At 70.0% G+C, this 13,293-nt stretch carries 13 protein-coding genes; 6 read left to right on the plus strand and 7 right to left on the minus strand.

Features of this window, described 5'->3' with window-relative positions:
- Positions 1–83: 83 nt before the first annotated feature.
- The 5 genes from ACGFY9_RS23430 to ACGFY9_RS23450 all read right to left on the minus strand — a co-directional run bounded on the left by ACGFY9_RS23430 (position 84) and on the right by ACGFY9_RS23450 (position 5,237).
- Positions 84–830 carry a GNAT family N-acetyltransferase gene (locus ACGFY9_RS23430; protein ID WP_393756990.1) on the minus strand — a complete coding sequence of 249 codons (747 nt, stop codon included), beginning with the start codon at positions 828–830 and terminating at the stop codon, positions 84–86.
- Positions 831–869: 39 nt separating this feature from the next.
- Complete coding sequence (locus tag ACGFY9_RS23435; RefSeq protein ID WP_393756991.1) at positions 870–1,700, minus strand: hypothetical protein; 831 nt, start codon at positions 1,698–1,700, stop codon at positions 870–872.
- A complete protein-coding gene (locus ACGFY9_RS23440; RefSeq protein WP_393756993.1) occupies positions 1,700–2,248 on the minus strand; it encodes a SigE family RNA polymerase sigma factor in 549 nt (182 codons plus the stop codon). Before ACGFY9_RS23440 ends, ACGFY9_RS23435 begins: the two co-directional genes overlap by 1 nt.
- A gap of 73 nt (positions 2,249–2,321) precedes the next feature.
- Positions 2,322–3,926 carry an MFS transporter gene (locus tag ACGFY9_RS23445; protein WP_393756995.1) on the minus strand — a complete coding sequence of 535 codons (1,605 nt, stop codon included), beginning with the start codon at positions 3,924–3,926 and terminating at the stop codon, positions 2,322–2,324.
- A gap of 111 nt (positions 3,927–4,037) precedes the next feature.
- Positions 4,038–5,237, minus strand: a complete 1,200-nt coding sequence (locus tag ACGFY9_RS23450) for a lipid-transfer protein (protein WP_393756997.1) — start codon at positions 5,235–5,237, stop codon at positions 4,038–4,040.
- A 214-nt stretch (positions 5,238–5,451) separates the two neighbouring features.
- On the opposite strand from ACGFY9_RS23450, the gene ACGFY9_RS23455 reads away from it, so the two are divergent.
- Together ACGFY9_RS23455 and ACGFY9_RS23460 are read left to right on the plus strand one after the other, a co-directional pair.
- A complete protein-coding gene (locus tag ACGFY9_RS23455; RefSeq protein WP_393756999.1) occupies positions 5,452–7,185 on the plus strand; it encodes an MFS transporter in 1,734 nt (577 codons plus the stop codon).
- Between the two features lie 322 nt (positions 7,186–7,507).
- Positions 7,508–8,158: a class I SAM-dependent methyltransferase gene (locus tag ACGFY9_RS23460; protein ID WP_393757001.1), complete on the plus strand. Its 651-nt coding sequence runs from the start codon at positions 7,508–7,510 to the stop codon at positions 8,156–8,158.
- 2 nt (positions 8,159–8,160) lie between these two features.
- On the opposite strand, the gene ACGFY9_RS23465 is transcribed toward ACGFY9_RS23460, so the two are convergent.
- Positions 8,161–9,138, minus strand: a complete 978-nt coding sequence (locus ACGFY9_RS23465; protein ID WP_393757003.1) for an alpha/beta fold hydrolase — start codon at positions 9,136–9,138, stop codon at positions 8,161–8,163.
- Between the two features lie 112 nt (positions 9,139–9,250).
- Between ACGFY9_RS23465 and ACGFY9_RS23470 the strand changes: the two genes are divergently transcribed.
- From ACGFY9_RS23470 to ACGFY9_RS23480, 3 genes are all read left to right on the plus strand, one after another.
- Entirely contained in the window at positions 9,251–10,165 is a 915-nt protein-coding gene (locus ACGFY9_RS23470) for an N-acetylmuramoyl-L-alanine amidase (protein ID WP_393757005.1), read from the plus strand.
- An 86-nt stretch (positions 10,166–10,251) separates the two neighbouring features.
- Entirely contained in the window at positions 10,252–11,022 is a 771-nt protein-coding gene (locus tag ACGFY9_RS23475) for a hypothetical protein (protein ID WP_393757007.1), read from the plus strand.
- A gap of 119 nt (positions 11,023–11,141) precedes the next feature.
- Complete coding sequence (locus ACGFY9_RS23480; protein ID WP_393757009.1) at positions 11,142–12,146, plus strand: LLM class F420-dependent oxidoreductase; 1,005 nt, start codon at positions 11,142–11,144, stop codon at positions 12,144–12,146.
- Between the two features lie 18 nt (positions 12,147–12,164).
- Here ACGFY9_RS23480 and ACGFY9_RS23485 read toward each other — a convergent pair whose 3' ends face one another.
- The gene (locus tag ACGFY9_RS23485; RefSeq protein ID WP_393757011.1) at positions 12,165–12,740 is read right to left on the minus strand and encodes a hypothetical protein; all 576 of its coding nucleotides are present in this window, start codon (positions 12,738–12,740) and stop codon (positions 12,165–12,167) included.
- Positions 12,741–12,883: 143 nt separating this feature from the next.
- Between ACGFY9_RS23485 and ACGFY9_RS23490 the strand changes: the two genes are divergently transcribed.
- Positions 12,884–13,174 carry a hypothetical protein gene (locus ACGFY9_RS23490; protein ID WP_393757013.1) on the plus strand — a complete coding sequence of 97 codons (291 nt, stop codon included), beginning with the start codon at positions 12,884–12,886 and terminating at the stop codon, positions 13,172–13,174.
- Positions 13,175–13,293: the final 119 nt, after the last annotated feature.

Below are 13,293 nucleotides of genomic sequence, written 5' to 3' on the forward strand. Positions count from 1 at the left end.
GCTGCCCACCAGCCCGCCCGAGCGCAGCCCGATTTCCTTGACAACCCCGTGGAGGCACCCCCCGACCCGACCCGGACACCCCCTCAGTCCACAACCCCGGCCTTGACAAGCGGCGCGTCCCGCGACAGCTCCCGGAACCCGAGGCCGTAGGACAGCCCGCGTGCCCGGGGATGCCCCGGCGCGCCCAGGCAGGCGACCGTCATGTGCGTGGCCCCGGCCGTTCGGGCCCGGCGCATCCCGTGCAGGAGCATCGCCCTTGCCAATCCCAGGCGCCGGTACTCCGGATGCGTCCCGACCGGTTCGAACTCGGCGGTCCTGTTCGCCTCGTCGAGCCACATGATCGTCGAGGAGGCCATCGTTCCGTCCGGTGCCTCCACCAGGATGTGCAGGTCGCCCCGGTATCTCGGTGCCCGCCGGACACCCTCGTAGCTCTCGGCCGAGTATGCCGAGGGAGTCCAGGCGTCGAGATGGGCCTGGACCGCGGCTTCGGGGCCGGCCTCGTCGGCGGTGCGGAACCTGAACCCGGCTGGAAGCACCGGCTGTTCCACATCCGTCAGGTCCCGCTCGTTGAGCTGGGTCCAGGACCCGGTGTCGCCGAGCGCGGCCGAGTCGGTCTCGTAGCCGTGCGCCGCCCATCGCTTCAGGGCGAAGCCGTCCGCGGCGCTGGGCTTCACCGTCCGCTCGATGCCCGCCGCCGTACCGTCGTACCAGTCGATCACCTCGTCGATCAGCCCGGCGTGGTCGGGGTGGACCTGATAGGTGAGGCAGGCCTCGGCGTTGTCGACCCGACATCCACCGCCGCGCGTCACGAACACCCTCAGGGCCAACACGCCCTGCTTCAGAGTCAGTTCAGTTCACCTACTGCGGCGCTACTTCGTCACCTTCACCGAGTCGAACGTCGTCCCCTCCGGCCCGATGCACACGAACCAGTTGGACGATGAACCGGCCGCCGGCCGGATCGCCGATTCGTCGCTGTTGACGTCGGCGCCCTCCGCGACCCTGCGGGCGACGGTCGACCTGCCGTCCTTCCAGCTGCACGTGACCTCCTGGGCGGTCTTGGCGACCTGGCCGATCACCAGGCGCTGCGGGGTGGTGTGCTTCGGGTCCAGGGAGAGCGCGACCGATTCGAGGTCGGTGCCCGCCATGATGTCCTTCGTGTCGACCGAGTTCTGCGTGAGGAAGGCCGGCTTCCCGTCTCCGATGCTCCGGCGCGTGAAGAACGAGGTTTTACCGACCAGTTGGGACGACTTGCTCACGTCCACCGGCACCTCGCCGTACGCCTTCATGCGCTGCAACTGGGCCCAGGCCTCCCCCTCGTCGCGCGGGGCACCCCACTCGTCGACGGTGACCCACCACTCCTTGCCACCGACATCGCCCGTGCCGAGGACGGTCTCCTGCGGCGCGTACACATGCCGCTCCTCGGGTGTCGACGGCTCGGTCGCCCGCTGTGTCACCGCCGGCGACACCTCGATCCCGTTCCCGTCGCGCAGGCCGGCCAGCGCCAGCGTGCCCGACGTGCCCGTGATCACCAGGGCCGCGGCGGTCGCGAGTGCCCAGCGGCGGGCCCGGCGTCGGCGGCCGCCGCGGATCACCGCCTGGTAGGGGGCTATGCCGATCTCGACCTCGTCCGCGGCGTCGGCCAGCAGGAGGGCGATGTCTCTGTCCGTCATGGTCTGGTTCGTCTCCCGGTCCGCGCTCATCACTTCCGCCCTCCCTGCGTCACCATCTCGGCGAGTCCCGGTATGGCGCGGAGTTTCGCGATCCCCTTGGCCGCGTTGCTCTTCACCGCGCCGACCGAGCAGCCCATCGCCTGGGCCGTCTGTGTCTCGGTCAGGTCCTCCCAGTACCGCAGCACCACCGCTTCCCGCTGCCTGGGCGGCAGTTGGGCCAGTGCCTGCAACAGGGCGCTGCGGTCCTCGGCCTGGGCGATGCGGTCACCGGTGTCGGCGATCTCGCGCGCCAGGCCCGAGTCGTCCTTGGGCGCCAGGAACTCCTTGAGCCGTCTGCGGTGTTTGCGTGCGTGTGCGTTGATCATCACGCGCCGTACGTACGCCTCCGGATCGTCGGCCGTGCCGACCTTGCGCCAGGCCACAAAGGTCTGTTCGAGCGTCGACTGGACCAGATCCTCCGCGGCGTGCTGCTCCCCCGTCAGAAGAAATGCCGTCCGCATCAGCCGCGGCCAGCGGCCGATGACAAAGCTCTGGAACCCGTCATCCCGAGCCTCCCGAGCCTGCTTGCGATCCCCCATGGGCACCTCCTAGATGTCTAAAGGAGTCCATGAGCCGCCCGGACCGTTGCCTCACTTCTCGAAAACCCTTGCCTCACTTCTCGAAACTCGTGGAAGCCGTGCCCTCGGCACTTCTGGAGGCCGCGCCCTCCGCACTTCTGGAGGCCGCGCCCTCCGCGCCCACCACGGCATCCCCGTCCACCACGACCTCCCCGTCCGCACTCGCGCTCACCCCGCTCACCCCCGCCACGGCAGGCCCAGCCCCCTTCCCCCACGGCAGCCACACCACCATCAGCACCACCCCGCCGAGCAGCACCCCCGCCCCCGTACGGAACGCCAGCGCGTACCCCTCGGTCAGTGCCTCCGGCGTACCGCCACCGCCGCCCGCCGCACGCGCCGTACGTGCCGCCGCGATCGTCGACATCACGGCGAGCCCCAGCGAACCGCCCATCGTGCGCGAGGTGTTGATCAGCCCGGAGACCAGCCCGGCCTCCCCCGGCGCGGCCCCGGACGTGGCGAGTGCGGCGAGCGGCGTGGCCGTCAGACCCGCACCCAGCATCATCAGGATTCCGGGGAACATGATCTCGGTGAGGTAGTCGCCGCGCGCGGTCATCAGGGACTGCCAGCCGAAGCCCACCGCCGCGAGCAGTGTCCCGATGACGGCCACGTTGCGCGCGCCGAGCACCGGCATGAAGCGGGGTGCCGACTTGGAGCCGAGGAGGACCGCCAACGAACTCGGCACCAGCGCGAGCCCCGCCTCCAGCGGGGTGTAGCCGAGCACGTTCTGCGCGTACAAGGTCATGAAGAACCACATGCAGAACATCGCGGAGCCGGACAGGAACATCGCCGCGTTCGCCGACGACACCGCCCGTGCCCGGAACAGTCCGAGCGGCATCAGCGGGGCCGCCGTACGCGCTTCGACGACGAGGAAGAGCGCGATGAGCGCGAGTCCGGCGGCCAGTGGCACCAGGGTGGCCGCGGCCGTCCAGCCCTCGGCCTCGGTCTGCGAGATGCCGTACGCCAGGACGCCGAGCCCCGCCGTGACCAGGACGGCGCCGGGCAGGTCGAGCCGTCGCCGGTCTCCGGCGCGGCTCTCCGGGAGCCGGCGCAGGGAGCTGAGGAGGACGACCGCGCCGACGGGCACGTTGATGAGGAGCACCCACCGCCAGGACAGGGTGTCCACGAGGACCCCGCCGACGAGTCCGCCCGCGGCCCCACCTCCGGCACCGACCGCGGTCCAGGTGGCGATGGCCCGTGCGCGGGCCGCGCCCTCCGCGACCGCCGAGGTGACGATGGTGAGTGTCGAGGGTGCCAGCACAGCGGCCCCCAGTCCCTGGACGGCCCGGGCGAGCAGCAGCTGCCAGCCGTCCTGGGCCAGTCCGCCGCACAGCGAGGCCAGGGTGAACAGCGCGAGCCCGACCAGGAACATCCGCTTGCGGCCGTAGAGGTCTCCGGCCCGTCCGCCGAGGAGCATGAACCCGGCGAAGGCGATGGCGTACGCGTTGACGACCCACTGCAGCCCGGGCGCGCTCATCCCGAGGTCGGCCCGCATCGACGGCAGTGCCACGTTGACGACGGAGACGTCGAGCACGACGAGGAACTGCCCGGCGCACGCGAGGGCCACGACCAGCCAGGCGGGCGGTGCGGCGCCGCGGCGGAACAGGCGGGATATTCGGGAGACGTCAGCGGCTCGGGACATGGTGGTCATACTCTCAACCGGCCCGTGCCCCTTGCATCGGCATTTCGCCCGGGTCGCGGGACGGCCGCAGGTCCTAGACCACAGGACCCCGTAGGACCTACACCACAGGACCTACGCCGTCCGCAGCAAGGTCACCACGGCGGCCCCGCCCAGCCCGATGTTGTGCGCGAGTCCCACCTCGGCTCCCGGCACCTGCCGATTCCCCGCCGTCCCCCTCAACTGCCAGACCAGTTCGGCGACTTGGGCGATCCCGGTGGCCCCCAGCGGATGCCCCTTGGAGATCAGCCCGCCGGACGGGTTCACCACCCACCGTCCGCCGTAGGTCGTCCCCCCGGACTCGACGAGCTTCCCGGACTCCCCGGGTTCGCACATGCCGAGCGCCTCGTACGTCAGCAGTTCGTTGACCGAGAAGCAGTCGTGGAGTTCTACGACGTCCACGTCGTCGATGCCGAGTCCGGACCGTTCGTAGACCTGGCGGGCAGCGGCCCGGGACATCGGTTGGCCGACGACGTCGATGCACGAGCCGGAGGCGAAGGAGTCCTCGGTGTCGGTGGTCATCGCCTGGGCGACGATCTCGACCAGCGAGCCCGCACCCGCGCCCAACTCCCGCCGCTCCGCGAAGCGTTCGGAGACCACGACGGCCGCCGCGGCGCCGTCCGAGGTCGGTGAGCACTGGAGTTTCGTGAGCGGGTGGTGGACGGTACGGGCCGCGAGGATGTCGTCGACGTCGTAGACGTCCTGGAACTGGGCGTAGGGGTTGTGGGCGGAGTGCCGGTGGTTCTTGGCGGCGACGGCGGCGAGCTGTGCCTCGGTGGTGCCGTACTTCTCCATGTGTTCGCGGGCCGCGTCGCCGAAGATCTGGGCGGTGGGCGGGGTCACCTCGAAGCCGTGGCGGGCGGCCATGACGCCGTAGTGCCGGGCGACGGGGGAGGTGGCGAAGTCGCCGCCGTCCGCTCCCCCACTCAGCGCGCCCCGCTTCATCTTCTCGAAGCCCAACGCCAGCACGCAGTCGGCGGCGCCGCCCTCGACGAGCTGCCGGGCCAGCATCAGGGCGGTCGAGCCGGTGGCGCAGTTGTTGTTGACGTTGTAGACGGGGATGCCGGTGAGACCTAGTTCATAGGCGGCGCGCTGGCCGGCGGTGGAGGGCTGGAAGCAGTAGCCGACGGGAACCTGTTCTACCTCGGCGTAGGAGATCCCGGCGTCCGCGAGGGCGGCGTTCCCCGCCTCGCGGACCATGTCCCAGTACTGCCACTCCCGGGTCTCGGGCTTCTCGAACCTCGTCATCCCGACGCCTGCGACATAGGCCTTCATGGCGGGCGAGATTAGAACACGTTCCAGTGAATGACCAGACCTGACGGCGGGTCAGATATTCATGGGACGGTCAAGGATTCGTTAGCACGCCGAAGCATCGGAATAGTTGCCCATGCATACGAGGTTTACCGTGCACTTATCCGCACGGATCACGTGCACTTATCCGCACGGATCAACCGGCTCCACCCCCTCTCAGGCCTGGAGGCCTCACTCAATGACGCACACGTCGACCGACCAGCCCGCACGGAGGCCGTCCGGCGCCGTCGTGCCGGTGCTCGCCTTCGCGGGCATCGTTGTCGCGGTGATGCAGACCCTGCTCGTCCCGGTCATCAAGGACCTGCCGCAGCTGCTGAGCACCGAGCCCAGCAACGCCACCTGGGTCCTGACCTCGACCCTCCTCTCCGGAGCCGTCGCCACGCCGATCATGGGCCGTCTCGGCGACCTCTACGGCAAGCGCCGGATGCTGATCACCAGCCTGGCCATCATGGTCGTAGGAGCGCTGGTCAGCGCTCTCACCAGCGACCTGCTCACGATGATCGCGGGCCGTACGCTCCAGGGCTTCGCGATGGGCGCGATACCTCTCGGTATCGGCCTGATGCGCGACATGCTGCCCCGCGAGAAGCTCGGCTCGGCGATGGCCCTGATGAGTTCCTCGATCGGCGTCGGCGGCGGCCTCGCCCTGCCGCTGGCCGCCCTGGTCGCGCAGCACGCCGACTGGCACGCCCTCTTCTACGGCGCCGCCGGCCTCGGTGTCCTCGCGATCGGCCTCACCCTCCTCGTCGTACCGGAGTCCCCGATGCGCGCCGAGGGCACCTTCGACGTGCTCGGCGCGATCGGTCTCTCCGCCGGTCTCGTCCTCTTCCTCCTGCCGATCACGAAGGGCAGCGACTGGGGCTGGACCTCCGGCACCACGCTCGGCCTGTTCGGCGCGGCAGCCGTCGTCCTGCTCCTGTGGGGCGTGATGGAGCTGCGCCTGAAGGCCCCGCTGGTCGACCTGCGCACCACGGCCCGTCCGGCGGTCCTCTTCACGAACCTCGCCTCGATCATGGTCGGCGTCTCCTTCTACGTCGTCTCCCTCGTCCTGCCCCAGCTCCTCCAGCTGCCGAAGTCCACGGGCTACGGCCTCGGCCAGTCGATGGTCACCGCCGGTCTGCTGGTCGCGCCGCTCGGCCTGACGATGATGTTCACGGCCCCCGTGTACGCCCGTCTCTCGGCGAAGTACGGTCCCAAGGTCACCCTGATCCTCGGCATGCTGATCATCGGCATCGGCTACGGCGCGGGGCTCGGCCTGATGAGTGCGGCCTGGCAGAGCCTCGTCATCGCGGTCGTCCTGGGCGCGGGCATCGGCCTTGCGTACTCGTCGCTTCCCGCGCTGATCGTGGGTGCGGTGCCGGCGTCGGAGACCGGTGCGGCGAACGGGCTCAACACCCTTATGCGGTCCATCGGTACGTCCGTCTCCAGTGCGGTGATCGGGATGGTGCTGGCGAACACCGCGAACCATGTGGGCGGGGTTGCCATCCCGACCATGCACGGGTTCCACGTCTCGTTCCTGATCGCTACGGGTGCGGTTGCTGTCGGCCTGTTGATGGCGCTGTTCCTTCCCAAGCCGAATCGGGCGCCGCAGTTGAACTTCAGCAGCGAGGAGGAGGCCAACCTTGACTTGGCCGAGGAGGTTCTGCGGGGGTTCCGGGGGCGGGTTCTCGGTGCGGACGGGTCGCCTGTCGCCCGGGCCAAGGTCACGCTGATCGACCGTCGTGGGCGGCAGGCCGGGGCGACGCTGTCCGAGGAGGACGGGAGTTACGTGCTCGCGGTGCCGTCTCAGGGGGCGTATGTGCTGGCGGCGCGGGCTTCCGGGCATGGTCCGTTGGCCTCGTCTGCGACGCACGCGGGGGACTCCGTCGCGGTTGACCTGGATCTGTCGTTGCCCGGCGAGACCGTTAGCGCGTAGTCGGTCGTTCGTCGCCTGCGGGTGCGTGGGGGCTGGTCGCGCAGTTCCCCGCGCCCCTAAAAGCCACGCCGCACCCCCTGTCGAGCCGTTCGGCGGGCGGTCGCGCCCGCGCGGCGGAGCCGCAAATCCATACAGCCCCGCGCCCCTAAAAACGCCGCCGCACCCCCGACGAGCCGTTCGGTGGCTGGTCGCGCCCGCGCGGCGGAGCCGCAGATCGACACAGCCCCGCGCCCCTAAAAGCAAAAGCCACACGCACCCCCTGTCGAATCGCTCGACAGGGGGTGCGGGAGCATGTGCTCGCACCCCTATCGAGAGGAACCCCATGCCCCCGGCACCCAAGCCCGAGATCCTCGCCGCGTTCGAGGCAGCGAAGGGGTTCATGCCGGTCGGTGAAGGGCTCGCCCTGTATGACGCCGCCGTCGAAGCCGGAGGCCTCGGCCTCCCTCTGCTCGAAGTCGGGACGTACTGCGGGCGTTCGACGATCCTCCTTGCCGATGCTGCCCGTGAGGCCGGCGTCACCGCGCTCACCCTTGACCATCACCGGGGTAGCGAGGAGCAGCAGCCGGGCTGGGAGTATCACGACCCGGAGACCGTCGACCCGGAGATCGGGCTGATGGATACCCTGCCTACCTTCCGGCGGACCCTGCGCAAGGCCGGGCTGGAGGAGCACGTGGTCGCTCTCGTCGGGCGGTCGCCGCAGGTCTCGCGGATCTGGGGCACGCCCCTCGGCCTCGTCTTCATCGACGGTGGGCACACCGACGAGCATGCGAACGGGGACTACGAGGGCTGGGCGCCCCATGTCGCCGAGGGCGGGCTGCTGGTCATCCATGACGTGTTCCCGGAGCCGGAGGACGAGTTCACCGGGCAGGCCCCGTACCGGGTGTATCTGCGGGCGCTGGAGTCCGGCGCGTTCGCCGAGGTCTCGGTGACCGACTCGCTCCGCGTCCTACGGCGCACCGGTACCGGTATCTGAGGTCAACCCGGCAGCCCGGCCAGCCAGTTGAGCAGGTGCTGGTTGACCTCCGCCGGGCGCTCCTGCTGGATCCAGTGGCCGCAGCCCTCCAGGATGTGCGAGCCGCGCAGGCCGGGCAGGGTCACCGGGTACGCGGCGATCGCGTCGGACAGCCAGGTGGTGGACGCGTCCAGGGAGCCGCCCAGGAACAGGGACGGCTGGGTGATGGGTGCGCCGTCGTACGCCACCAGGTCCTCCCAGTCCCGGTCCATGGTGCGGTAGCGGTTCAGGGCGGTCGTCAGGCCCGTGCGCTCGAACTCGCCCGCGTAGACATCCAGTTCGTCCGCGCCGAGCCATGCGGGCGGCTCGGTCGGGAAGCGGTCGCGCAGGGTGCCGCCGTCCCTGCTCACGAAGTGCGGGTCGGGCGTGCCGGGTGCGGGCATCGTGTCCGCGGAGAACGCGGCGTAGAAACCTGCCAGCCAGCCGCGTACGTCCGGTTCGATCTCGGCCTCCGCCCGGCCCGGCTGCTGGAAGTACGAGACGTAGAACTCCTCGTCCCCGCCCATCCCCGCGAAGATCTCGCTGGGGCGCGGGCCGCCGCGGGGCGCGTAAGGGACGCTCAACAGTCCTACGGCCCGGAAGACGTCCGGCCTGAGGAGGGCGGAGTGGGCCGCGATGCCCGCGCCCCAGTCGTGGCCGACGATCACCGCCGACCGCTCGCCGAGCGCGTGCACGACCGCCACGGCGTCGTCGACCAGGTCGAGCATCCGGTACGCCGACACGTCGTCGGGGCGTGAGGAGCGGCCGTAGCCGCGTACGTCGACGGCGACCGCGCGGTAGCCCGCCGCGGCCAGCGCCGGGAGCTGGTGGCGCCACGAGTACCAGGACTCCGGGAAGCCGTGGACCAGGAGGACCAGGGGGCCGGTGCCCTGTTCCACGAGGTGGACGCGGCCTGCGGGGGCGGGGACGAGTCGGTGCGTGACGTCCTTGACCATGGTCATGAGTCCTCCGGGACGGGGCTGGTCCTTCGATCGTCCGTCGGGGGCGTGACGGCGCGCGACTCCTGTTGCCGGTTCAGCAAACCCGCCCATAGAGGCAGCTAGGGTGGCTTCCGTGTCGTACGTAGGTCCGGACTTCGATCCCCCGCAGCCCCGCCGTCCCCGCCGAGGGCCCCTGACCGTGGCGCTGGCCGCGCTGGTCCCGGGGGCGCTGATCGGGTGGTTCGTGTACGAGGCCGTCGGCGGCCCCGGCGGCAGCTCGGGCAACGCGTCCTCCGCCTCCGCCGCCTCGTCCAGCGCGCCCGTGTCCCCGACGGGCACCGCGTCCAACGACGACAAGCCGCCGGGGCCAAGTCCCCTCAAGGGCAAGGTCGTTGTCATCGACCCAGGGCACAACGTCACCAACTTCCAGCACAGCGCCGAGATCAACCGCAAGGTGGACATCGGCACGAACTGGAAGGAGTGCGACACGACCGGGACGTCGACCAACGCGGGTTACTCGGAAGCCCAGTTCACGATGGACGTGTCCCACCGGCTGAAGGCGATCCTCGAACAGCAGGGCGTCACGGTGAAGTTGACGCACGACGGTGACTCGCCGTCCTGGGGACCGTGCGTGGACCAGCGGGCCAGGATCGGGAACGACGCGCACGCGGACGCCGCGATCTCCATCCACGCCGATGGCGCACCGGCCGGCGACCGGGGTTTCCATGTGATCCTGCCGGGCTCCGTGCACGCGGGCGGCGCCGACACCCGCGCCATCGTCGGCCCCTCGGCCACCCTCGGGAAGGGCATCGCGGGCGACTACCGTCGCGCGACGGGCGAACAGTTCTCCAATTACATCGGCGAAGGCACCGGTCTCGTCACGCGTAAGGACCTGGGCGGTCTCAATCTGTCAACGGTTCCCAAGGTGTTCATCGAGTGCGGCAACATGCGCGATAGCAATGATGCTGCACTGCTGACGAACGGCGCCTGGCGACAGAAGGCGGCGCAGGGGATCTCTGAGGGAATCGTGAGTTTCCTGCGCGGGTAGCGATCAGTGGGCTGATCCGGGCGGACACCCTGACAGGGTGGACGATAGGGTCAACCGACGACGAGACGACCTACGAAGGACCTGAAGTGAATATCCGCTCCCTCACACGAGGCGACGGCGTGGTGATCGGAGCAGCGGTATTGCTCTTCATCGCGTCGTTCCTCAAGTTCTACACGGCCAACGGGTTCGACCTGAACGTAACCGCGTGGACGAGCCTCGGTAACGGCCTCGGCACCTACATGGGCGGCGTCATCGGTGCCGCTCTCGTCGTCGTCAACCGTTGTCTGCCGCAGCCGCGCAAGGTCGTGGGGCTGGACCTCGGGACAGTCGGCGTGGCGTTCACGGTTCTCACCGCGTGGGCCCTGTTCTGGACGCTGGTGGACGTCGGCGACAACGTCAGCGCCGGTGCCGGCCTCATCCTCGGCTTCATCGCCGCCCTCGTCATGGCCGGCGGCGCCATCGCCACGCCTCTCGTCCCGGCCCTCCAGGCCGCCCTCATCCCGGCCCCCAAGCCGGCCGCCCCGCAGCCCTACGGCGCCCAGCCGCCCGGTGGTTACGGCTACCCGGGCGCCGGTGCGCCGCAGCCGTCGTACGGCACTCCGCCGCAACAGGCGCAGGCCGCGCAGCCGTTCGGGCAGCCCGCGCCGGCTCCGGCCGCGGACTTCTCGCCGTTCTGGTTCGCGGTGCCGGTGGCCCGGCCGCTGTTCGCGGAGGACGGTTCGCCGTCGCCGATCGCCGAACTGGCGCCGGGTACCTGGTACTTGGCCGTGGAGCAGCGTGGTCCGGCGCTCGTCGCGCAGACCCAGGACGGCCGTCGCGGTGTCCTGCAGGACACGTCGGGGATCCAGCGCGGCTGAGCCCCCCGCCGGCGTTCACAACGGCCCCTCGCCCTTCCGGGTGGGGGGCCGTTGTCGTACAGTCGCAGCCGTCGATCGATTGACTGACAGGCCGTCAGATCAGTTGCTGTGGAGGCGATATGCGGCTCGGTCTCGCACTCGGGTACTGGGGGCGCGGGCCCTCCGCCGACCATGTGCCGCTGGCCCAGGAGGCCGAGCGGCTCGGGTACGACTCCGTGTGGACGGCCGAGTCCTGGGGGTCCGACGCCTTCACCCCGCTGACCTGGATCGCGGCGCAGACCTCAACGATCAAGCTGGGTACGGCCGTTGCGCAGATGGCGGCACGTTCGCCGACCACCACCGCGATGCACGCGCTCACGCTGGATCATCTCTCCGGCGGGCGCGTGCTGCTCGGGCTCGGGCTGTCGGGACCGCAGGTGGTGGAGGGGTGGTACGGGCGTCCGTTCCCCAAGTCGCCGCTCACCGCGACCCGGGAGTACGTCGAGGTCGTACGGCAGGTGCTGCGGCGGGAGGCGCCGGTCGAGGTGGACGGGCGGTTCCACGCGCATCCGTACCGGGGCGCGGACGGCACCGGGCTCGGCAAGCCGCTCAAGTCCATCACCCACCCGCTCCGTTCGGACCTGCCGGTGCTGCTCGGGGCGGAGGGCCCGAAGAACGTGGCACAGACCGCCGAAATCGCGGACGGGTGGCTGCCGTTGTACTGGTCGCCGAGCCGCCCCGAGGTCTACGGGACCACCGTCTTCCGCGATTCCTTCCTCGTCGCGCCCATGGCGCAGGTGAAGGTCTGCGACGACGTCGCCGAAGGCCTCCTCCCGGTGAAGATGATGCTCGGCTTCTACATCGGCGGGATGGGGCACGCGGCCCGTAACTTCCACGCCGATCTGATGGCGCGCATGGGGTACGAGGAAGAGGCCCGGCGGATACAGGAGTTGTTCCTCGCGGGTCGTCGGGAGGAGGCCGTGCTCGCCGTGCCGGACGCGTTCGCCGACGAGATCTCGCTCGTCGGACCGCGTGAACGGATCGCGGAACGGCTGGAGTTGTGGCGCAAGGGCCCGGTGACGGACCTGCTGGCCCTTGCGCCCGACCCGCACACGCTGCGGGTGCTGGCGGAGCTGAACTCCTAGGAGCAGCTCAACTCACCGTCAACCGCCTGCCAGTTGGCCTGCCGACGGCACCTTGTCGGTCACCTCGGCACCGGCGCTCTTCCCGGCGTCCTTGACCTTGTTGATGATGTCGTCGAACGAACCCGCCGTCGCGTCGGTGGAGTCGCCCTTGCGCAGCTTGGACGGCAGGTCCTTGAGGGAGTCGATGCCGGCGCTGAGCGGCGCGACCGCCTTGGCGAGCGTGGGGTCGCCCTTGGCGTTCTTCGTGGCCGCCTTGAGCCGGTTGTACGCGAACGCGCCCGCGAGACCCGCCTTGATGAGCGCGAACCTGCGTCCGCTCGCGCCCTTCTTGAACTTGCCCGCCTTCCAGGGCTTCACGATCCACTGGTAGGTGGCACCGGCGGCGAGACCCGCGTTCGCGACGAAGCGGGTCTTGGCGAACTTCTGCCGTTCGGCGGAGGTGCTGGGGCTCGGGGTCGCGGCGGCGGCCGCAGCCACGACGGCCGCGGTGTCCTGCGTGGCGTCATCGGTGGCGCTGCCGCAGGCCGTGGCACCGGCGAGCAGGGCGCAGCACAGAGTGAGCGCCACGAAGAGGCGCCGTATCGGTACGGGCACGGGGTCCTCCGGGGTGTTCTCCCCGAGTGGGTGTCCTTACCCCGGCAGCCTCACCCGGCTGGGCCGGTCGCGCCACCCGGACGGGACCGTACGGGTTTCATCCGGCCGGGTTTCATCCCGTCGGAAGCGGCAATCCGCTGGGCATGTCCCCCTACTACCGACGCGGTTCGAATTCAGTCGGCAACGTCATAGTGATCATCGCCGACATCATGGCCCTCATTCTGGCCCTCTGGATTCTGATGTACCTGTTGGACGCCAACCGCGCGAACGACCTCGTGCAGTTCGTCCACCACTCGGCCAACTGGCTCGCCGGCTGGTCCCGCGACCTGTTCACCTTCGACGAGGCGTGGGCGCGCGTCATCTGCGGCTACGGCTTGGCAGCGGTGGTGTACCTGTTCATCGGGCATGCGATCGCCAACCGGGTGTCACGCTGAGCATTGCCCGGTCGTTGTCTGCGGGCGCGTCGTGGCTGGTCGCGCAGTTCCCCGCGCCCCTAAAAACGTACGCCCGCCGCGTCTTTGAGGGGCGCGGGGAGTTGCGCGCCTAGAAAATA

This window comes from Streptomyces sp. NPDC048504 (assembly GCF_043200035.1).
Lineage (GTDB): Bacteria > Actinomycetota > Actinomycetes > Streptomycetales > Streptomycetaceae > Streptomyces.